This window comes from Rothia sp. 11254D007BW, assembly GCF_053548195.1.
Genome location: NZ_JBPWPK010000001.1, coordinates 1,925,557 through 1,945,208 on the forward strand (window position 1 = coordinate 1,925,557; position 19,652 = coordinate 1,945,208).

Sequence of the window (19,652 nt, forward strand, 5' to 3'; positions counted from 1 at the left end):
AGTAGCTAGTTTAGGGCTGGCGCAGGGCAGCTTCGAGCAGCTGGGCCAGGCTGTCGCTGAGCAGGTTGGTTTCGGCCCCGCGTAGGCCCTCACCGGCGAGCATGAGGGCTGAGAGGTAGAGGGTTGTCAGGCCCGGTTCAAAGGACGCGTGCTCCGGCTGGTGCAGCAGACGGCGGGTATTTTCGTTGGCGTCGTTGAGCACCAGGGTGCGGGTTGGCTCGGTTGCCGCCTCGGTAAAGGAGCCGAGCAGCCCACCCCAGGCGCCACCGGCGTCCTCGGCCTCTTGGGCTAGGTCGCGGGCGCGTTCGGCGTCCGCATCGCGCAGCAGCACCGCGGGTACCTCGGCGGGGTCAAAGGTGCGCAGAAGGACGCCGCAGTCCTGGGCGGCGAGCACAGCCCGGGCACGCTCCAAGCCGCGCAGCACCTCGAACTCGCGTTCCATCTCAACGGCTGCCAGGGTCTGGGTGACGTCCTTGCTGGTCAGCTCGGTGACCTTCCAGCGGGGGCGGTCAGCCAGCTTAGCCAGCAGGTCAGCGTCGTAGACGTAGCCGCCGTTGACCACCCACAGCCCCTGGGCCCGCGCCACCGGAGCCACCCGGCGGTAGGCCTCGGTGGTGGGGGTGTAGAGCACCTGCCCGGTCTCTTCAATAACCTGGGCCAGCGTGGCGATACCCCCGGTGGTTTCAAAGGGCAGGGAGGACGCCACCACATCGAGCATGTCGTCGCTAGCCAGGGCCACTGCCCGCAGGGCCAAAGAATGGGTCTCGACAAAGCGGTCACGCAGGGCGCTGGGCTCAGAAAGGGTAGCGGTAATCCAGGTCTTGAGCTGCTCACCGATCGCCTCGCGGGTGAGCAGAAGAATCTCGTCCTCGCGCAGCTGCTCGCGGGAGGCCGTTGGGGTCAGGGACTCCGAGTTCACCACGGCCCGCACGAAGAAAGCCCAATCGGGCAGCAGGGTGTCTTCGCGGGTATTCACCAGCATGTTCTTCACGTAGACGCGGTGGCGGCCTGAGCCCGGTGACACCGCCTGAGGCAGCACATAGGCCACGCCGGTCGTACCGGTGGCGGGCACGTCGAGCTCAAGAGCCGCCAGGGGAGTGAAGCCCAGGGTCTTCTCGGCGTAGTTAGTCAGGGCCAGGGCTCGCTCGTGCTGGTTGGGCTGGTGCTCACCCTCCCCCTTCGCCCAGGGCAGGGCAGGCAGGGAAATACGGCGCCAGAGACGCTGGCCGGCAGCCGTCACCCGAACCGCCACCTCAACCGGCAGCATATCGGCGTAGTCGCTCGCCAGCGTCACCACCGTCTCCTCGGCAACCCAGTGGGCGGCGTCCGCCCGCGCCTTCAGGCGAATCGTCGTGCCGACCTCGGGAACCTGCCCGGTGGCGTCCTCACCGCCGGCTAGCTGAAGCACCTCAAAGGTGCCGTCCGCATGACCCAGCCAGCGCACCGGGGCAGCCCCCGGCAGCACGCTCTGCGAGGTGACCTCAACCGTATCGGCAATCAAAAAACAGGCCAGCAGGCCAATACCGAACTGGCCCAAAAACTCGGCGCGACCCTCGTTAAAGACCTCATCGCGCTTAGAGGTACGGCCAATCGTCGCCAGAAACTCCTCAGCCTGCTCAGCCGTCAGACCCACACCGGTGTCGGTAATGGTGATGCCGGTGCCGTCCTCCCAGGGCTCAAGGAGCACCCGGGCGGGGGCGTCGGCGTCCTGCTCCCGGCGGGCAGTAATAGCGTCAACCCCGTTCTGAATCGCCTCGCGCAGGTAAACCTGCGGGCCCGAATACAGGTTCTTCGACAGCAGCTCAACCAGGCCACCCAAATCAACTTTAAAGCGCTGTGACAAGGCTACTCCTCCCCGCCGAAGGTGGAGGCCACGGTCTCGAAGTACTCCAGCGAAGTCTGCAGGGCAGCGCGCAGGTGCTCGTCAATCTGGGCGTCCGTTGCCCCGCCCGCGTAAACCATGCTCAGCTCAACCGGCAGCACCACAAACCCCTGACCGTCCTCTTCAACCCGGTAAGGGAAGACCTTGGGGAAGAGGTTCTGCTGGTTCCAGGCATTGGTGAACTCGTTGAGGGCAGGCAGTGCCTCCAGGGGGAAGGTACCACGGTAGCTACCGCGCACGCTCAGCAGATCCCGGGCGGGGGCGTTAGAGAGGGTGTAGTAAAAGTAGCCCCGCTCAAAATGGAACACGGCGGTGCCGTCGTCGCCCAGCTCGTAATCCACCTCAAGGCGGTCAAGAGCCTGCAACATACGCTCGTTAGTGATCGGCGTGAGTAGCTGCGCGGCAGACTGGACGGAGTCAAAGTACCCCATGGTTCCTCTTTCAGCGGTGGAAGATAGTGGTGCGGTTCCTTCTATCCTATAGGTTCGGGCGAAGGTGGGGTTGGGGTGGAGGGCGGATACGGACGCTGAGATCTGTCGAGACCGCCCTACAGGTTGGTGATAGCATTTGCTATCTTAAAACTATGGACACCGTGCAGTTATCCGAGGCGGCTCACACCGCCCAGCAAAAGATAGAAGAAGGACGCCAGCAGCTCGTGAACGCTGTGCGTTCGGCTTATCGGGCGGGCATGTCACAGCGGGCTATCGCTCAAGTCGTTGGGCGAAGTCAACCAGAGGTCTCCCGTATCATTCATTTTCATGGATCCTCACCTCACGGCCGCGTTCTCAGAGAGCGCCGGGCAGAGCTCATAGACTATTTCGAAGAACACGGGGTAGATAACGTGAGGGTCTTTGGGTCTGTAGCAACTGGTCAAGATAAACCCACATCAGATATCGATCTGCTTGTCACAGCGCACAGGCCTCTCGGCTTACTTGCACAGAGCCGTTTGCAGGCTGAAGCTACACAGATTCTGGGCGCCCCTGTTGACATTGTTTTTGACCATGCGATTCGCCCCGATGTGCGTGACCGAATTGTGAATGAAGCGGTGCTCTTATGAGTAGAACAGTTCAAGAGATACTCGATGAATCTCTACTGCATCTTGACTACGTACAAAGATATGCTGAACGAGACTTAGAGGACTCTCTCGTGCTTGACGCTATTGCCCTGAGGCTCTCTGCGGCCATTGATGTGCTCAATCGGTTGCCAGGAGCTATTAAGGATGATTTGTTCGGGGCAACCTGGCCACTTATGTATGGCATGAGAAATAGAATCGCTCACGGCTACGCCCTTATTGATAGTGCCATGGTTCAGGTAACTGTTACCGAGGAAATTCCCGACCTCATCGCCACCATCACCGCATATAGGCAGAGCCTTTAACCTTCTACGCCCCTTCGTTCCTGCCTCCGGGGTGATACACCGGGGCAGAACGAAAGGGCGTAGGTTAGAGGCCTTGATTCTTTAGGCGCTCGCCAGGGCGCTGCGGCGGGCCTGGCGTTCGGCCTCTGCCTTATCTTCGCGGCGGTGGCGAATCCAGATGCTCAGGGCAGTGCCCGCAACAGCCAGAGTAATCCAGCCCAGCAACCAGACAATACCCGTTGCAATACCGATGGAGCCACCGGCAATCAGGGAGCGGAAAGCCTCCAGTGCGTGAGTCAGCGGCAGCCAGGGGTGGATAGCCTGCAGGAAGGCAGGGGCTGTCTCAATCGGGTAGGTACCGCCTGCCGCACCAATCTGAACCACGGTCAGAATCAGAGCGATGAAACGGCCGGGAGCATCCAGCAGGGCGATGAGGGCCTGGTTGATAGCCAGGAAGGTGATAGAGGTCAGAATAGCGAAGCCGGTCAGGCCCCAGAAGTTCACCTCTTCAATGCCCACCCAGTAGTGGATGATGAGCGACATGACGGTTCCCTGCAGAATACCCATGAAGAGCACCGGCACCAGGGCCCCGCGCAGGGTCCGCAGGCCGGAGTGGCCGCCACGGGCGAACTTGCTGGAGATCGCCGGGTACATCATGAAGTAGGCGATAGCGCCAACCCACAGGCCCAGGGTCATGAAGTAGGGGGCCAGGCCGTGGCCGTAGGTGGGCACCTCGTTCAGGCGGGTTTTCTCAATGGTGACGGGGTCGCTGGTGACCGCGCTGAGTTCGCTGGCCTGGTCGGTGGTGTAGCTGGGAACCTGCCCCACGGCGTCCCCCAGGGAGGTCGCTAGCTCGCTGTTACCATCGTTCAGGTCGCTGAGGCCGTTGGAGAGGCTGGTGGCTCCGTCAACGGCGGATCCTGCGCCTTCGCCCAGGGTCTGGGTGCCGTCGGCGAGGGTTCCTGCGCCGGACGCCAGGGAGTTGGTACCGTCGGCCAGGGTTCCTGCACCGTCGGCGAGGGTTCCTGCGCCGGACGCCAGGGTGCTGGTGCCGTTAGCCAGGGTTCCTGCGCCCGATGCCAGGGAGCTGGTTCCATCAGCCAGGGTTCCCGCACCGGAAGCCAGGGAGCTGGTTCCATTAGCCAGGGTTCCCGCACCGGAAGCCAGGGAGCTGGTTCCATCAGCCAGCGTCCCCGCTCCCGATGCCAGGGAGCTGGTTCCATCAGCGAGGCTGTGCGCGCCGGAGGCCAGGGTACCTGTGCCGTCAGCCAGGGCAGAGGCACCGTCATTGGCCTGAGAAATTGCGGTGGCTAGCGAGCTCAAGCCGCTCGCCATAGAACCGGCCTTGTCATTGAGGGTTGCAGCCCCGCCGGCCAGGGTGTCGGCCCCGTCAGAGAGGGAGGTTGCGCCAGCGGCGAGCTGTCCGGCTCCGCTTTCAAGGGATGAAGCGCCGGCGGCAAGCTTAGTCAACCCGCCCGATTCGTTGCCGACGAGGGAGGATGCACCGGTAGCGAGGTCGCCTGATGCGCTATCCACGGCGCTCGCACCCTCCGAGAGGGTGGTGGCACCGGCGTTAATCTGTTGGAGCGCGGCAAGCCTTTGAGCGTCGCTGAGGGAGCCCCAGTTATCGATGAGCTGCTGGGAGCTGCTGGCTAGATCACTCGCGCCGGACGCGAGGGTACCGGTGGCGGTGTGGAGAGCTTGCGTTCCGTCGGCAAGGGTTTGTGCACCCTTGACCGCCGCGTCGGCGCCGTCAGAGACTGCGGTGCTTCCACTGACGAGCTGCCCGGCGGCGTCCTCAAGGTTCTGAGCGCCGGTGGCGAGGTTGCTCGCGCCGGACGCCAGGGAGCTCGTTCCGTCGGTGAGGGCTGGTAGCTGGGAGGGTAGGGCAGAGACGCCGTCATTGATTTGGTTCAGGCCATTAGCGAGGGTTGCGGCTCCGCTGGCGGCACTATCGGTACCGGATGCGAGGGATGAGGCTCCGTCGTTGACCTGGGTTGCACCGGATGCGAGGGACGAGGCTCCGTCGTTGACCTGGGTTGCACCGGATGCGAGGGACGAGGCTCCGTCGTTGACCTGGGTTGCACCGGATGCGAGGGATGAGGCTCCGTCGTTGACCTGGGTTGCGCCGGATGCGAGGGATGAGGCTCCGTCGTTGACCTGGGTTGCGCCGTCCGACAGGGACGCTGCGCCCGAGGCGAGGGAGGTTGCGCCGTCATTAACCTGGGTCGCACCGTCCGCCAAAGAGGCTGCGCCCGAGCTCAACTCGCTCGTACCGGACTTCAAGTCGGTCAGGCCCACCACGAGCTCGTCGGAGCCTTCCTTGGCGCTGGTGGAGCCGTCAGCGAGCTGGCTGGCGCCATCGGCTGCCTGCCCCAGGGAGTCGTGGATATCGGTGAAGCCCGCGTAGATGTTGTTGAGGTATTCGGTGGATACCTTGCTGGCCAAGGTGTCGGTAACCGCCGTGCCCAGGGAGCTGGCGATATTGCCCGAGATGATGTTGGAGCCGTCATTGGTGGTGATATTTAGCTTGGCGGTCTGGGCTGCCGCCGCGTCGTTTTCAGACACTGACGCGACGTTCGCAGAGAAGTCAGACGGAATCGTCAAAATAGCCTGGATGTCACCGTTTTCGAGCTTGGTCTGCGCTTCGTCTGCGCTCATGGTCGACCAGTCAAAATTCTGTTTACTGTCGTTGCTCAGAAGCTCGTCGGTGAGGTCTTGGCCCAGGTTAAGGGTGCTGCCGGTGGCTGTGGTTGCCGGTGAATCTTCGTTCACAATGGCAGCCGGAACGGCGTCGATGGTGTCCGTGGGGTCATAGTTAGCCCAGGTTAGAATGCCTGAGTAAATCGAGGGGATGATAATGACGGCCAGCAGCACCAGGTACTTCATGGGGCTGAAGCGATGCGGGTGCAGCTTGGGGCGTTTAGCGCGTGTTGAGGGCACGGGATCTCACCTACTTTCGGGTTGTTGGGATCGTGAAAAGTCTGTTTCTCGGGTTAGGAAATCACGGCTTGCATCATCTGGGCCAGGCGCTCGCCGGTGGCTTCTGCGGTGTGCTCGCCGGTGAAGTCGGTGGCCAGCCAGCGGACGGCCAGCCAGGCGACCCCGGCGGCAACGAACTGGACGTAGTCGCTGGTCAGATATGGGTTCTTGGCGATGAAACGTTCGGCAACGGCCGGTCGGCTGAGAAAACGGTGGCTGAGGAAGTCGATGAGCTCGGCGACCAGGGAGGAGTTGCCCGAGATAGCCAGCACATTGCGGTAGAAATCCGCGTCGACCTGCAGCTGCTTGAGCAGGTTGGTGCTGACCTCGCTGGTAAAGACAGCGACGGGCGCAGCGGGGTCGGCTGGTAGTAGGGCGTCGAAGGCGGCGCTGAGTTTGGTGAGGGCCGCGGCGTGAATGAGCTCGTGCACGTCGGCGAAGTGCTGGTAGAAGGTGGGGCGGCTGACCCCTGCGGTCTTGACCAGGGTTGTGACGCTGAGGTTGCCGGGGTCGCTGGTAGCCAGGGCCTCGGTGGCGGCGTCGATGAGGGCTGCGCGGGAGCGGGCCGGACGCGGGTCGGCGGCGCGGGCGTCCTCTGCGGCGGGTGCCAGGGTGGGGGTCATAGCGGGTATCCTCTACCAACAATTTTTCTTACAGATGTAAAGTTTACACTTGTAAAAAATATCGGCAAGCGGTGGGCGTGTGAGATAAGAAATAGCTGTCTAGGTAGATTAGAAACATGAGCACACTGCCCCGCCCCCTCGCCTTTGCCGCCCTGGCCTGCGGTGCTGCCGCAGCCGCGTCCGCCCTCTATCACCGCTACAAACCCCTGCCAGCTGGCCTGGATGTTACCGGGCCCTGGCGAAGCGGGCAGGTAGAGCTGTTGGCAGATCTCACCTATACGGCCGACGGTGAATGCCGCTCTGACCAGCAGATTTTCACCGCTGTTGAGGGGGTCATTGAGCGGGCTACAAGCTTCTTGGTGCTCGATATGTTCCTCTTCAATAGCGACTATGACCGCTCCAGCGGGCGCACCTACCCGGCCCTCTCCCAGCGCCTTACCGCGGCCCTTCTTGCCAAGCGGGCCGCCGCCCCCGATGTGCCCATCGTGCTCATCACCGACCCCATCAACACCTTCTACGGCAGCTACCCTCTGCCTCATCTAGAGCGACTGCGGGCCGCCAGGGTACAGGTGGTTGAAACCCGGCTAGAAGCTCTGCGCGACTCCAGCCCCGCCTACTCCGGCTTCTACCAGGCAGCCCTGGCGCACCTGCCGGAGCTCCCCGCCGTACTGCCCAATGCTCTAGCACCGGGTGGGCCGCGCGTCTCTGCCAATGCCTACGCCAGGCTCTTTAACTTCAAGGCCAACCACCGCAAGGTGGCCCTGTCTGAGGCCGAGGCTGTGGTGGCGTCTGCCAACCCGCACGACGCCTCTGCGCCTAACTCCAACCTGGGTCTGCGGGTCACTGGTGCTGTGGTGGATGACCTGCTGGCTAGCGAGCTGGCGGTTCTAGACTTTTCTGCTCCCGACCTTGCCCGTGCCCTGCGGGGGCTCAGGTTTGCTGGGGGTGTTGAGTTCCCGGGGCAGGCGTCTGAGGTGCAGCTGGTGACTGAGGGCGGTATTCGCACCGCGGTGCTGGAGCTGCTGGCTGGTGCCGGCGCGGGGGACAGGGTCTGCCTGGGTATGTTCTATCTATCGGAACGCGCTGTCATTGCCGGGCTTAAGGCTGCCGCAGCTCGTGGCGCTTCGGTGCAGGTGGTGCTCGACCTCAACATTGACGCCTTCGGCCGCACAAAAACCGGCCTGCCCGCCCTGCCCGTTGCGCGAGAGCTGGTACGCGCCGGGGTTCAGGTGCGCTGGTACGCCACAGGGGGCGAGCAGTTCCACCCCAAGTATCTGGCGGTTCACCGAGGGGCGGACGCTCCCGCCCCGGCAGATTCTGGTGGCTTTGAGCTCCTGAGCGGGTCGGGTAATTTCACCCGCCGAAATATGTGTAATTACAACCTGGAAACCAGCCTGCGGGTGCGAGCTGAGAGCGATTCAGCCCTGGCTCAGGAGTTCGCCGGCTACTGGTCCCTCATCTGGAACAACGAACCTGTGGGTGGTGCTCCCGCCCTCTTTACCCTGCCCTATGAGACTAAGGCGGGTGGCGGCGTCCTCAAACCTGCCCTGCACACCCTGGCCTACCGCGCCCAGGAGGCGACGGGGCTGGGGACCTTCTAGGTGAAGACAGCGCAAAAGCTTGTAATAAGTGCAATAAAGGAAAATGCTTGCACTTATTTCACTTAATCGATAGTCTGAGGGTGTATAAATCCAAGAACCTCTACCATCAAGGAAGACGATGACCGCGCAGACTCTCAAAAACACTGCGACTATCGAAACAAGCCAAGCTGTGGCTCAAGAGGCTCATAACCTTCTCACTCATCTTGAGAAGTCACCTGCGCTGTCTGTGTCGTTGACTGTATCTGGCGAGGCAAGTGAAGTGCTGGGGCCAGAGCTGGTCGCAGCGTTGAAGGCAACCCTGTCAATCATCAGTCAAGGAGGTCAAGCGCAGGTTGTCTCCGTACCCAAGGATCTGACCACGACTGTGGCGGCCCGCCGCATCGGAGTTTCTCGCCCAACTCTTATGAAGCTCATTCGTGAAGGTCAGATTCCTGCCCATCAGGTAGGTACCCACTGGCGTGTTCGTACGGCAGATGTTGATGCTTACAGAGCGCAGCTGCTTGCTGTGAAAACTGCTGAACAGAAAGCCGCCTTCGAAGAGCTTATGAAACTTGACGAAGAGCTCGGAATTTTAGACTAAACAAAATAGAAACATCGCTACTTGTGCTACCCCACATCTTTAGGATGGGGTGGTATGAGTAGCGATATCTATCGGATAGTTCTCGACACCAACGTGCTGATGAGTAAGACGTTGAGAGACTGGATTTTCCTTACCTGTTTGGAGACAAATAATCTTTTTTATCAGGTATATCTTTCGCAGGGTATCTTAGATGAGTTCGGTTATCACTGGCGTAAACAGCATCCACACCATGATGATGCCGTAAGGCAGCGCTATATGAAGCAGATTATGGGTAGCGCGACGGGCATTGTGGAGGGGTTTAAAGTAGAGACTCCCGCCGGATATCCTGACGAGCATGACGCCCATGTTCATTCGGCCGTGCTTGCATCTACAGCGGATGCTCTCATAACCGATGATTCTAAACTGATAGCTTTTGGCCAAAGTTATCAGGGGGAGGACGCCCTACCCTATGACACCATGAGTGCGGATGACTTTCTCATGCAGATGGCTCACTTCATACCCCCAGAGATTCTCGACTCGGTGTACCTAAAACAGGAAGCCTATCTTGAACGTAGGAACCCTGATGCAACTGTACCTAGTTTGCTTCGACAAGCAGGGGCTTTGAATTTTGCTCGTCACCTTCAAACGGTTGTAATTCCGCGTTTATGATGTGGGACCTGGTCTAGATGAAAACCTTATGACCTACTCTTCGGTGGACTCATGCGGGCCTAGTCTGCGAGACTATATGGAGTTTTCCCTTACCCTCTTTCATCCTGCCGGGGGAACTCTTTTGTCAGCAGGCTTGCTATGCTGGCGGTGAGAGCAGGTAAAGACGCCTGCTACCCGACGCCAGAAAGGACGCAGCCGTGAACCCTCGAACCGACATCACAAGCCCCCGGATCCAGAACAAGAAGCCGCCCCGCAGGCTCTCTGCCCTGCCCGCGCTAGCGGCGGCGGGCGTCCTTACTCTTGCACCCCTTGCCTTCGCACCGGCTCAGGCAGCAGACCTGCCTGCCACCCCGGCCTCCGGCAATATTCGGGACGACGCTAACCTGCTCACCGACACCGAAGAGGACAGCCTCAACGACCTCATCGACCAGAAAAACCGCGGCACCGACCGCGCCCGCTTCGCTATCTACACCACCGACCAGAGCCCACCTGACCTGCCCGCTTACGCCACCGACCTAGGAAACGCTTGGGGCGTTGGCGACCAGGGTAAAGATAACGGGGCTGTGCTGGTCATCGATATGGAGGGCCGTGAAACCTTCATCGCGGTCGCAGACGGCGCCGGGGACTACATCAGCGATTCCGAGGCAGAAACCATCGCCAACGACGTCCTGGGCCCCTACCTCACTGACGGCAACTACGCCGCCGGCTTAGAGACCACCATCGACGAAATCTATACCGCCGCAGAAACCGAGAGCGCAGATAGCAACCTGATCCTGTGGGGCATCCTGGGAACCCTGGGTGCTGTTGCAGCAATTATCGTCGGGTGGGTTTTCCACGACTACCGCAAGGTCAAGCGGGCTGCCGAGGACGAGATGCGCCGGGCCAAGGAGGAGAACCCCGGCCTGAGCATTCCCGACGATATGCGCCGTGACTACATCAAATACCGCTACGCCAACCGCACCGCCCCGTCAGACCCCGACCAGCGCGAGGCCGAGCTCGCCGAGCAGGAAGCGGAGAACAAGGACACCTACACCCGCTACGCCCCCACCTTTAGCACCTGGCTGCCCCTCTATGCGACCATGCCCCACCTCTACTCGGGCAGCAACCATGTGCCAGAAAATTCGGCAGGATCAGGGGGTAGCTTCTCGGGCGGTTCCTCCTTCGGTGGCGGCGGGGGCTTCAGCGGCGGCGGGGGAGGCGGACGCTTCTAGCCACGGCAGCTCAGCCCACTCATGCTGAAGGTAATCGAAAACTTCATCTGCGCGTTCAAAGAACACGCAGATGAAGTTTTCGATTACCTACAAGAAGCGAGTAGAAACTAGGGCGCCTCCGCCCGGCTGGCCAGGCCCAGCAGGGCCCGGTGCACGGTGGTGTCGCCGGTGAGTTCCGGGTGGAAGGAGATACCCAGCAGGTGGCCCTGCTGCACCCCGACCACCTGCCCGGCGTGACGGGCCAGTACGGTGACGTCCGCCCCCACCCGGGTGACAATGGGTGCTCGGATGAAGGCGGCCTTCACTGGTACCTGCCCGCCTGCATCGGTAAGCTGACCGGAGCCGTCCGCCCCGGTAGCGCCCCAGGCCAGCTCGGCCTCAGCCGAATCCACCTGGGAACCAAAAGCGTTACGGCGCACGGTCACATCGAGCAGACCCAGGGTTTGCTGGCCTGCCGCCGGGTCCTCAATTTCCCGAGCCAGAAGAATCAGCCCGGCGCAGGTGCCCAGGGTGGGAAGACCACCCGCGATAGCGTCAATCAGGGGCTGGCGCAGGCCAAAAATTCTGGTCAACCGGTCAATAGTCGTAGATTCCCCACCGGGAAGCACCAGGGCGTCCAGCCCCTCCAGCTCCTCGGGGCGCTTGACCAAAACCACCTGCGCACCCAGCCCCTCCAACAGGGATGCATGCTCAGCGACCCCGCCCTGCAGGGCAAGGACGCCAACAACGGGGCGGTATCCATTCATGGGAATCCTATCTCTCAAAAGGTCTAGAGGCGCTCGCTGAGCTCGCCCTGTCTTCGCCTCGCCGCTACGCTATGCTCGGCGGTAAAAATGATTTTTTGATTCGCCTGGGGGCGAAAAATCATTTTTACCAGCCACGCTCCGCCAGGCGGTGGGGGGCGGGCAGGTCTGCCACGTTGATACCGACCATGGCCTCGCCCAAACCGCGGGAAGCATCCGCAACAGCAGCCGGGTCGTTGTAGAAGGCGGTTGCCTTGACGATGGCCTTGGCACGGGCCTCGGGGTTGCCAGACTTGAAAATACCAGAGCCGACAAAGACGCCGTCCGCACCCAGCTGCATCATCATGGCCGCATCTGCCGGGGTTGCCACGCCACCAGCGGTGAAGAGCACGACGGGCAGCTTGCCGGTTTCGGCCACCTCGCGTACCAGCTCGTAGGGGGCAGCGAGCTCCTTGGCCTTGACGTAGAGCAGGTCGGGGGCGGTGGCGTGCAGGGCCTGCAGCTCGGCAATCTGGGTCTTGATGGTGCGGATGTGCTTGGTGGCTTCAGAGACGTCACCGGTGCCGGCCTCGCCTTTAGAGCGAATCATGGCAGCGCCCTCGGTGATACGGCGCAGGGCCTCACCCAGGTTGGTGGCACCGCAGACAAAGGGCACTTTAAAGGCGTGCTTGTCGATGTGATTGACGTAGTCAGCGGGGGAGAGGACCTCGGATTCGTCGATGTAGTCAACCTTGAGGTGTTCCAGAATTTGGGCTTCTACGAAGTGGCCTATGCGGGCCTTGGCCATGACGGGAATAGAGACAGCGTCGATGATTCCCTCGATCATGTCAGGGTCGCTCATGCGGGCAACACCACCCTGGGCGCGGATGTCGGCGGGGACGCGTTCGAGGGCCATGACGGCTACGGCGCCGGCGTCCTCTGCGATTTTTGCCTGTTCGGGGGTGACGACGTCCATGATGACGCCGCCCTTGAGCATGTCGGCTAGGCCGCGCTTGACGAGGGGGGAGCCGGTAACGGTGGTTTCTGCGGTGTTGTGTTCAGTCATGGTTTCAACTGTGCCCGCCGATGTGGTCTAAGAATAGGGCCAGTTTCTAGCAAAGTTTTTAGACCACAGGTAGCGAGGCGGACGCTCGTCAGCACGTTTTAGGGGGCAATTTGTCCCCAAAAGCTAAAATTTTGCCCCCTCCATACCGAAGGGTGAAGAGGTTTGGGGGACAAAACTGCAGCAAAATCTTTGAAAAAATGAGCTGATTTGCCCAAAAAACCCGACCTTGGGGACAGGTTCAAAATTTTTTCCGAAAAATTTTTTTGCCGGACAAGCGAACATCTACAAGGGGAAATAAAATTGCTTGACCGAGAAAGTGCTAATTTTGTCCCCATCTCGCCTTGTTTTGTCCCCCAAACGTCCTATAAAGTTTTCAACCGAAGCACAAAGGGCTAACCCAAAGCTCACAGGCTCCACCCAGGAGCCACACGAACCCACCCAGGGTTCACCCCGAGATTCCCCAAGAATCTCAACCACCCCAGCTCTCCCCAAGAGCTTCCCATCCCAAACAAGTACACACGAAAGAGACCCAAGCCATGCTTTCTGTATCCCGCCGCAACTTCCTGTCACTGACCGCCGCTACCGCCGTTGCAACCGCGCTGACCACCCAGGCTGCGCACGCAAACACCGGTATGGTACTCAACGGTGAAGGCCTGAAATCAGGCGTCCTGCGCTTTACCCCCCTGGCAGACGTCAACTACACCTCCCCCTTCGCTCAGACATTCACTGACGCTCGTGCCTTCACTACCGTAGGCACCAAGCACTCAGACGCCCTGGTGGAAGCAACCTACACCACCTCACGTCCCGCAGCTGGCACTGTTTACACCCGCGTTATTGCCCGCCGCACTTCGACCGGTCGTGACTACTACACCGCGATGCTCTCCATCGCTAACAGCGGCGCAATGACCCTGCACATCGAGCGTGTGATCAACCACCGCACCGTTGTACTCGGTCAGAAGGTTCTGGCAACCGCAGCCCCCACCGCCGCCTTCTCCTACGAGCTGGCTCTGTCGGTGCGTGCTACCCGCCTGGTTGCCCAGGTGATTGTCAATGGCCAGGCTGTTGAGAACCTGGTTTTCAACGACAACCAGGTCCCCTTCCACGCAACCCCTCAGGGTGCCGGCACCGGTATTAGTGCTTATGCAGGTCGCACCGTTCCCTCTACCCACCTGGTCAAGGTTGAGAAGTCCAAGGCAGATAACTGGGGCGAGCACCGCGGTGCCCTGACCTCCTCAGGCTGGGGCAAGCTCATCTTCGAGGACGACTTCAACAACGGCGCTATCGACGGCACCAAGTGGCGCGTGCGCGATAAGTCCTACGTAGGCTACGATTCCGGCGTCAACCTCAAGGAAGCTGTCACCATGGGTGACTCCTCCACCAAGATCTGGCTGAAGAAGCTGGCTACCCCCGTCACCTACAAGGACGGCAAGCTGCGCGAATGGGCCACCGGCTACATCGACACCATGGGCAAGTTCTCCGCCGAGAGCTTCCGCCTGGAATACCGCGCTAAGCAGCCCGCTTCAAACCCCACCCACATCGGCGCCTGGGGCGGCATCTGGATGCGCCCCAACAACACCGCTCTGCTCGGTGAAATCGACATCTCCGAGTCCTACGGCTACGCTTCCGGCAAGCAGAAGGTTGATATCTCCAACCGCTCTGAGGGTACCGTGCACTACGGCCAGCAGCAGGGTAACAAGGCTAAGAAGAACGCCCTGATTCCCGTACTGGGTCAGAACCTTGCCGACGAATACCACACCTGGGCAGTTGAGAAGACTCCTGCCGGTATTAAGTTCTTCTTTGACGGGGTTGAATATCTGTTCGTCTCGTCAGAGGATCCTCGCTACCAGGCCGCACTGCCTGCTGGTGAGAAGTTCAACATCCGTTTGTGCATGCAGGCAGGTAATGCCTACTGGGGCGGTCTCGCTGAGACCACCGCAGACTGCGCAATCGAGGTTGACTACGTACGCGTTTGGGAGTACGTAGGCTAGTCAGATTCCCTGGGAAGAATCTGATGCGAGAGGGGGTACCGGCGCCAGCAGCCCGGTGCCTCCTCTTCGTTTTGTTTGGGATAGGTGCCCGCCGCGTGTGCTTCGCGGCGGGCATTTTTCGTGGTGGACATGTTTCGTGGGGTGCGGACGCCGGTGGGCTAATATCGGGGGAGCGCGGCTTTGATGTCAGGGGAGGGTAACGTGGCGGAGTATTCACGGTTTGATCAGTTGCCGGTGAGCGTATCGCGGTCGGCGCCGGGTTCTTTGCCGTCGCAGGTGGCTGAGCAGATTCGCACCCTGGTGTTGGGTGGTTTTCTGGTGGCGGGTGACCCGCTGCCTTCTACCCGTGCACTGGCTGAGCGGCTGAATGTTTCACGTGGAACGGTTGTTTTTGCGTATGAACAGCTGGTGGGCGAAGGGTATTTAACCAGCGGACGCGGGGGCACCCGCGTAGCTGACTACCTCACCCTGGGTGCCGCGGGGGTTTCTCAGTCGGCGGTGCCGGTTTGGGGTGTGGGCTCCGCGCGATTGCTGCCTGGGGGCAGGGAGGGAGGGCAGGCGTCCGTCCCTCTGCAAGGTCCGCAGGGTATATCTCCCTATCGTGGCGACCCCTCGATGATTGATCTTCGCCCTGGTAGCCCCGATACTTCTCTGGTGGCAAGTGCTACCTGGCGGGCTGCCTGGCGGCAGGCGGCTGCCACTCCCGGTACGGCCTACCCGCCTGCTGGCTCCTATGAGTTACGGGTGCAGCTGGCTGAGCACCTGCGGCTGATGCGGTCGGTGCTGCGCACCCCGGACGACCTACTGGTAACTGCCGGTGCCCGCGACGGCTTCCGTCTGATTCTTACCGCCCTGCGGCGCCGGGTGCGCAACCGTCCGCTTCGAATCGCGGTCGAGAACCCCGGCTACCCCTCCCTGCACCGCATCCCCCTCGCCTTCGGGCACGAAATCCTACCGATTGAGGTTGATGAGCAGGGCCTCAACCCCGCCCACCTGCCTACGGGGCCTCGCCGGCCCGACCTCGTCCTGATAGCTCCTAGCCACCAGTACCCCCTGGGAGCTTCCATGCCGCTGGCGCGCCGTCTGGAACTGCTGGCCTGGGCGCGCACCCACGACGCCCTGCTGGTTGAAGACGACTACGATTCTGAGCTGCGCTATGTGGGCGACCCCCTACCGGCTCTAGCTTCTCTTGACCGCCCGCCTCTGCCGGGCGGGGCTGAGGCCCACCCGGCCCGTTGGGCCTCCGACCGGGTGGTGACACTGGGGTCTTTTGCGAAGATGCTGGCTCCCGGCCTAAACCTGGGCTATGTGGTGCTGCCCCGGCACTTGCAGGCTGACCTGCTAGAACTGCGTGCCGACTTGGGCAACCCGGTGTCGTCGGTCGTGCAGGACGCCATGGCGGCCTTCCTCGCTGCGGGCGGGGTGCGCCGCCATACGGCGCGCATGCGCCGGGTTTACCGCGGACGCCGGGAGCAGGTACTCACCGCCCTGCAGGGTTTGGATGCTGCTCGGGTGCTACCCATGGACGGCGGCCTGCACGCGGTGCTTCACCTGCCCGGCATTGATTCTGCCCGGGGGAGGGACCTTGAGAGTGAACTGGTTGAAGCCGTCCGCCTAGAAGGCGTGCTTGTGGCCCCGCTGGGGGATTACTGGTCAGCGCGGGCTGAGTCGGGCGAGGCCTTATACGGCTTGGTGCTTGGGTTTGGGGCCGTCAGTGACCGCAAGCTGGCTCTCGGTCTAGAGGGTTTGCGGCAGGTGTTGGAAGGTTACTCTGCTGGTCTAGGTGCCCATTCTGGCCGCTAGGACGTAACAGGCTGCCTGTGGCTCGGCGGCTTTCAGCTTGGCTGGTTAGACTGGTGGGGTGACTTTTGATTCTCAGCACTCCAATTCCCGGCACTCCGATTCCCAGCGCACCGATTCCGAGCCCTCTGGCTCCCACCTGGCTGCCGGCGGGCAACAGACCGACCCCAAGCGTCCTGTGGACCCCGTTCTGGCAGCCGCCCTCACCGGCCCCACCCTGGTGCACGCCCTGGTTTTCCTGGCCTTCGGCCTCACCACGGTCTTTTGGCAGCAACCGACCCTGGGCGTCATTACTGTCATGCTGGGTCTTTACATGCTGGGCTATGCGGGGGCGTCCTACCTGACGGCCCAAACCCTGCGCCGCGTAGGGGACGCCAGCTCGGCCCAGGCCTTTACCTCCATCGCCCTGGTGCAGGCGGCCGGTGGCGTGCTGGCTTTTGTGGCCCCCCGCGGGGAGTTCTGGCTAACCCTGGTTGCCGCCTGCGTGCTGGGCTTGACCGGTGTGCTCAAACTGCTCGCCGGCATGCGTACTAAGGAGAGTAACCCGGCGGCCCGTGATTGGCAGCTTGAGGGCGCTATTGTGACGCTTTCGGCGGCAGCCCTGCCTGTGGTCTCTGAGATTGGCGATAAGGCCATTATGGGAACCGCCGGTGGGGGCGCCCTAGTAGCCGGTATTTTCTTGGTGATCGGTGCGCTGTCTTTGCGCGCGGACACCCGTCACGGCTAGGGGCTGTCGGGCAAAAGTGGTGCTCACCCCGTAGACTGGTGGAGAGTTTGTTTTCAGGAGGAATGGTCTTGGCTCAGAAGAGTGAATCACCCAATCGTGGGTTTAAGGCGCAGGTGCGCGGTCCGCTGATTATTGCGGCGGTCTTGGCCCTGGTGGCTTTCTTGGGCATCGTGGTTTTTGCAACCGGCGGTACAAATAACACCCCGAATGTGGTGCTGGCTTTGACCGTTGCCGGTGCTGTTTTTGTGGTCACCCTGGTCATGTGTGCAACCCTGATTCTGGTGGAGCGCCCCAACGACCCCGAGCTGGGTGAGGGTACGGGTATCAACCGGTCGTCCGCCAAGCTGTACGCTGAGGCCCGGGCCCGCCGAGAGGCCGAGACCAAGCGCCGCGAGGCTGAAGAAAAGGAACGCCTGGCCAAGCGTATTGACGAGGCGAATGCAGCTCAGAAGAAGGGCGAATCTGACCCCTCGGCATAGGCGCCGGTAGAAGACGGGAGCTACCCTGCGGGTAGCTCCCTTCTTTATGCCTGCTGTGTGGGAAGGTGTAGATTTCACGTCATATAAGAAAAGCCTGCTGACTATGTGGCTGTGCCCCGGTAGCATAGGGCAAAAGCCCCGCGCCCACCGACGTGCGCGGGCATGAGCTATGTGAAAGGGCCTGCCATGACCTACACTGTCAGCACCTATCTGCTAGATCGCCTAGCTGAGTGCGGGGTGAGCCACCTACTGGGTGTGCCCGGCGACTTTAATTTACGCTTTCTTGACGATGTTATTGACCACCCAAAGGTTAGCTGGGTCGGCAACGCGAATGAACTCAACGCAGGATATGCGGCGGACGGCTACGCCCGCGTCAACGGGTTCGGTGCGGTGCTGACGACGTTTGGGGTGGGAGAATTATCAGCCCTCAATGCCCTGGCGGGGGCCTATGCCGAGTACGCGCCGGTGCTCCATGTGGTGGGCGCTCCCACCCGGCAGGTGCAGGAATCGGGGAAGGCTATTCACCATACCCTGGGTGATGGTGACTTTACCGCTTTCCGGCAGGTTGCAGAAAAAGTATCGAGCGCTGTGGTTGAGGTGCAGCCGGCAACGGCGGCTCACGATATCGATCGGGTGCTTGCTGAAATTGCCCTGCGGAAGCGGCCGGGGTACCTGTTGTTGGCTGACGATGTAGCGGTATTGCCCTGCATGCCGCCCAGTGAGCCCCTGAAACTGCCGAGCCCCGCCTCTGTTCCCGGTGAGAAAGAACGTTTTAGGCAGGACTTCACTGAGCTTCTGCAGCGGGTGGGTGAGCGGGCGAACCTGACCCTGCTTGCTGATGTTCTTGTTCAGAGAATGGGGCTTCAGACTGAAATACGCGAGTTGGTGGATGAAACCGCTCTGCCCTACTCTACGTTGAAGTGGGGCAAGGGCCTGTTCGATGAAACAGCTTCAGGGTGGCGCGGAATCTATACCGGTGAGGTGTCGGAGGCCGCGACCCGGCAGGCGGTGGAAGAGGCAGATGTGTTGATCTGTGCGGGGGTAGTGCTCACCGATACTATAACGGCCGGTTTCACCCATGCCTTCCCCGAGCACACTGTCTACCTAGAGCCCCAGCAGGTGGTTATGGGTGATACGGTATATGCCCCTTTGACCCTGGCTGACAGCCTATCGGTAGTTCTCGGTGCGCTCTGTGATGCAGGGTGGCAGGGGCCTGAAGGGGAAGGTAACAGTGAGAACGCAGTGGAGAGCGGCTTGATAGGGTCTTGCAGCTCAGACTTAGATGCGGCAGACCTTCGTGCCCCGCTGACGCAAAACACGCTGTGGCAGATAGTAGCCTCCAGGATTCCCCAGGGTGCCACCGTAGTGGTGGATCAGGGTACATCTTTTGCGGGCATAGCGCCCCATCCACTGCCCTCGGATGCGCGGTGTATAAGTCAGCCCCTATGGGGTTCTATTGGCTATAGTCTGCCAGCTCTACTGGGGGCTCAGCTGGCTGCCCCTGAGTCTCGCGGGGTGTTGCTCATTGGGGACGGGTCTGCTCAGCTAACGGTGCAAGAGCTGGGAACATTGTTGCGGCTGGGTCTTACCCCCATTATCGTCCTGGTGAACAATGAGGGTTACACGGTTGAGCGTGAAATTCACGGACCTACCCAACCCTACAATGATATACAGCTGTACAACTGGTCCCTGGTTCCTGCGGCTCTGGGGGCAAAGAAGGAGCAGGTGCTGACGCTCCAGGCGGCAACCGGTGCCGACCTGTGTGAGGCTCTAGAGCGCGCGGTAAAAACCACCGACCGCATGGTACTTCTCGAGGTTCTGGTGGATCGTCACGATGTGCCCGACCTGCTGGAGGAGCGAGTGGAAGCCCAAAAGTAAGGGGGGTATCTTAACTTTTCCCTACGGATTTTCTGTCTGTCATGCGCTAATGCTGCATATTCTGCGTAACAGCTCATCTGCCTCTAGGCACCCGTCTATTTTTTCTGTA

General features: G+C 61.2%; 17 protein-coding genes. 11 read left to right on the plus strand and 6 right to left on the minus strand.

Annotated elements, in window-relative coordinates:
• Positions 1-10 precede the first annotated feature (10 nt).
• Both ACEE43_RS08620 and ACEE43_RS08625 read right to left on the minus strand, forming a co-directional pair.
• Complete coding sequence (locus ACEE43_RS08620; RefSeq protein ID WP_449107239.1) at positions 11-1,843, minus strand: HSP90 family protein; 1,833 nt, start codon at positions 1,841-1,843, stop codon at positions 11-13.
• A 2-nt stretch (positions 1,844-1,845) separates the two neighbouring features.
• Complete coding sequence (locus ACEE43_RS08625) at positions 1,846-2,313, minus strand: YbjN domain-containing protein (RefSeq protein WP_449107240.1); 468 nt, start codon at positions 2,311-2,313, stop codon at positions 1,846-1,848.
• 152 nt (positions 2,314-2,465) lie between these two features.
• On the opposite strand from ACEE43_RS08625, the gene ACEE43_RS08630 reads away from it, so the two are divergent.
• Both ACEE43_RS08630 and ACEE43_RS08635 read left to right on the plus strand, forming a co-directional pair.
• The gene (locus tag ACEE43_RS08630) at positions 2,466-2,939 is read left to right on the plus strand and encodes a nucleotidyltransferase family protein (protein WP_449107241.1); all 474 of its coding nucleotides are present in this window, start codon (positions 2,466-2,468) and stop codon (positions 2,937-2,939) included.
• Positions 2,936-3,259, plus strand: a complete 324-nt coding sequence (locus tag ACEE43_RS08635) for a HepT-like ribonuclease domain-containing protein (protein ID WP_326503750.1) — start codon at positions 2,936-2,938, stop codon at positions 3,257-3,259. The genes ACEE43_RS08630 and ACEE43_RS08635 overlap by 4 nt, the downstream gene beginning before the upstream one ends.
• 81 nt (positions 3,260-3,340) lie before the next feature.
• Here the strand turns inward: ACEE43_RS08635 and ACEE43_RS08640 are convergent, their stop codons facing one another.
• Positions 3,341-6,181, minus strand: a complete 2,841-nt coding sequence (locus ACEE43_RS08640; protein WP_449122309.1) for a YhgE/Pip family protein — start codon at positions 6,179-6,181, stop codon at positions 3,341-3,343.
• Positions 6,182-6,234: 53 nt separating this feature from the next.
• Complete coding sequence (locus ACEE43_RS08645; protein WP_449107243.1) at positions 6,235-6,843, minus strand: TetR/AcrR family transcriptional regulator; 609 nt, start codon at positions 6,841-6,843, stop codon at positions 6,235-6,237.
• 116 nt (positions 6,844-6,959) lie between these two features.
• Between ACEE43_RS08645 and ACEE43_RS08650 the strand changes: the two genes are divergently transcribed.
• From ACEE43_RS08650 to ACEE43_RS08665, 4 genes are all read left to right on the plus strand, one after another.
• Positions 6,960-8,444: a phospholipase D-like domain-containing protein gene (locus ACEE43_RS08650; protein WP_449107244.1), complete on the plus strand. Its 1,485-nt coding sequence runs from the start codon at positions 6,960-6,962 to the stop codon at positions 8,442-8,444.
• Between the two features lie 118 nt (positions 8,445-8,562).
• Positions 8,563-9,024, plus strand: a complete 462-nt coding sequence (locus ACEE43_RS08655) for a helix-turn-helix domain-containing protein (RefSeq protein WP_431464239.1) — start codon at positions 8,563-8,565, stop codon at positions 9,022-9,024.
• Positions 9,025-9,078: 54 nt separating this feature from the next.
• A complete protein-coding gene (locus ACEE43_RS08660; protein ID WP_449107245.1) occupies positions 9,079-9,672 on the plus strand; it encodes a PIN domain-containing protein in 594 nt (197 codons plus the stop codon).
• Positions 9,673-9,869: 197 nt separating this feature from the next.
• Positions 9,870-10,883, plus strand: coding sequence for a TPM domain-containing protein (locus ACEE43_RS08665; protein WP_449107246.1), 1,014 nt, complete (start codon positions 9,870-9,872; stop codon positions 10,881-10,883).
• A 107-nt stretch (positions 10,884-10,990) separates the two neighbouring features.
• Here the strand turns inward: ACEE43_RS08665 and pdxT are convergent, their stop codons facing one another.
• Both pdxT and pdxS read right to left on the minus strand, forming a co-directional pair.
• Positions 10,991-11,629, minus strand: a complete 639-nt coding sequence (gene pdxT, locus ACEE43_RS08670; RefSeq protein WP_449107247.1) for a pyridoxal 5'-phosphate synthase glutaminase subunit PdxT — start codon at positions 11,627-11,629, stop codon at positions 10,991-10,993.
• A gap of 124 nt (positions 11,630-11,753) precedes the next feature.
• A complete protein-coding gene (pdxS, locus tag ACEE43_RS08675; protein WP_185173864.1) occupies positions 11,754-12,671 on the minus strand; it encodes a pyridoxal 5'-phosphate synthase lyase subunit PdxS in 918 nt (305 codons plus the stop codon).
• A 536-nt stretch (positions 12,672-13,207) separates the two neighbouring features.
• Here pdxS and ACEE43_RS08680 point away from each other — a divergent pair.
• The 5 genes from ACEE43_RS08680 to ACEE43_RS08700 all read left to right on the plus strand — a co-directional run bounded on the left by ACEE43_RS08680 (position 13,208) and on the right by ACEE43_RS08700 (position 19,543).
• Complete coding sequence (locus ACEE43_RS08680; protein WP_449107248.1) at positions 13,208-14,659, plus strand: glycoside hydrolase family 16 protein; 1,452 nt, start codon at positions 13,208-13,210, stop codon at positions 14,657-14,659.
• 201 nt (positions 14,660-14,860) lie between these two features.
• Complete coding sequence (gene pdxR, locus ACEE43_RS08685) at positions 14,861-16,462, plus strand: MocR-like pyridoxine biosynthesis transcription factor PdxR (protein ID WP_449107249.1); 1,602 nt, start codon at positions 14,861-14,863, stop codon at positions 16,460-16,462.
• Between the two features lie 58 nt (positions 16,463-16,520).
• Positions 16,521-17,186: a DUF308 domain-containing protein gene (locus ACEE43_RS08690; RefSeq protein WP_449107250.1), complete on the plus strand. Its 666-nt coding sequence runs from the start codon at positions 16,521-16,523 to the stop codon at positions 17,184-17,186.
• Positions 17,187-17,254: 68 nt separating this feature from the next.
• Positions 17,255-17,665 (plus strand): hypothetical protein, encoded by a 411-nt coding sequence (locus ACEE43_RS08695; RefSeq protein ID WP_237196126.1) that lies wholly within the window; start codon positions 17,255-17,257, stop codon positions 17,663-17,665.
• A gap of 186 nt (positions 17,666-17,851) precedes the next feature.
• Positions 17,852-19,543 carry an alpha-keto acid decarboxylase family protein gene (locus tag ACEE43_RS08700; RefSeq protein WP_449107251.1) on the plus strand — a complete coding sequence of 564 codons (1,692 nt, stop codon included), beginning with the start codon at positions 17,852-17,854 and terminating at the stop codon, positions 19,541-19,543.
• Positions 19,544-19,652 lie beyond the last annotated feature (109 nt).

Bases quoted from the DNA above. Each gene is read 5' to 3' on its own strand.
- ACEE43_RS08625 (WP_449107240.1), bottom strand. From the start codon at position 2,313: ATGGGGTACTTTGACTCCGTCCAGTCTGCCGCGCAGCTACTCACGCCG.
- ACEE43_RS08630 (WP_449107241.1), top strand. From the start codon at position 2,466: ATGGACACCGTGCAGTTATCCGAGGCGGCTCACACCGCCCAGCAAAAG.
- ACEE43_RS08635 (WP_326503750.1), top strand. From the start codon at position 2,936: ATGAGTAGAACAGTTCAAGAGATACTCGATGAATCTCTACTGCATCTT.
- ACEE43_RS08645 (WP_449107243.1), bottom strand. From the start codon at position 6,843: ATGACCCCCACCCTGGCACCCGCCGCAGAGGACGCCCGCGCCGCCGAC.
- ACEE43_RS08650 (WP_449107244.1), top strand. From the start codon at position 6,960: ATGAGCACACTGCCCCGCCCCCTCGCCTTTGCCGCCCTGGCCTGCGGT.
- ACEE43_RS08655 (WP_431464239.1), top strand. From the start codon at position 8,563: ATGACCGCGCAGACTCTCAAAAACACTGCGACTATCGAAACAAGCCAA.
- ACEE43_RS08660 (WP_449107245.1), top strand. From the start codon at position 9,079: ATGAGTAGCGATATCTATCGGATAGTTCTCGACACCAACGTGCTGATG.
- pdxT (WP_449107247.1), bottom strand. From the start codon at position 11,629: ATGAATGGATACCGCCCCGTTGTTGGCGTCCTTGCCCTGCAGGGCGGG.
- pdxS (WP_185173864.1), bottom strand. From the start codon at position 12,671: ATGACTGAACACAACACCGCAGAAACCACCGTTACCGGCTCCCCCCTC.
- ACEE43_RS08680 (WP_449107248.1), top strand. From the start codon at position 13,208: ATGCTTTCTGTATCCCGCCGCAACTTCCTGTCACTGACCGCCGCTACC.
- ACEE43_RS08700 (WP_449107251.1), top strand. From the start codon at position 17,852: ATGACCTACACTGTCAGCACCTATCTGCTAGATCGCCTAGCTGAGTGC.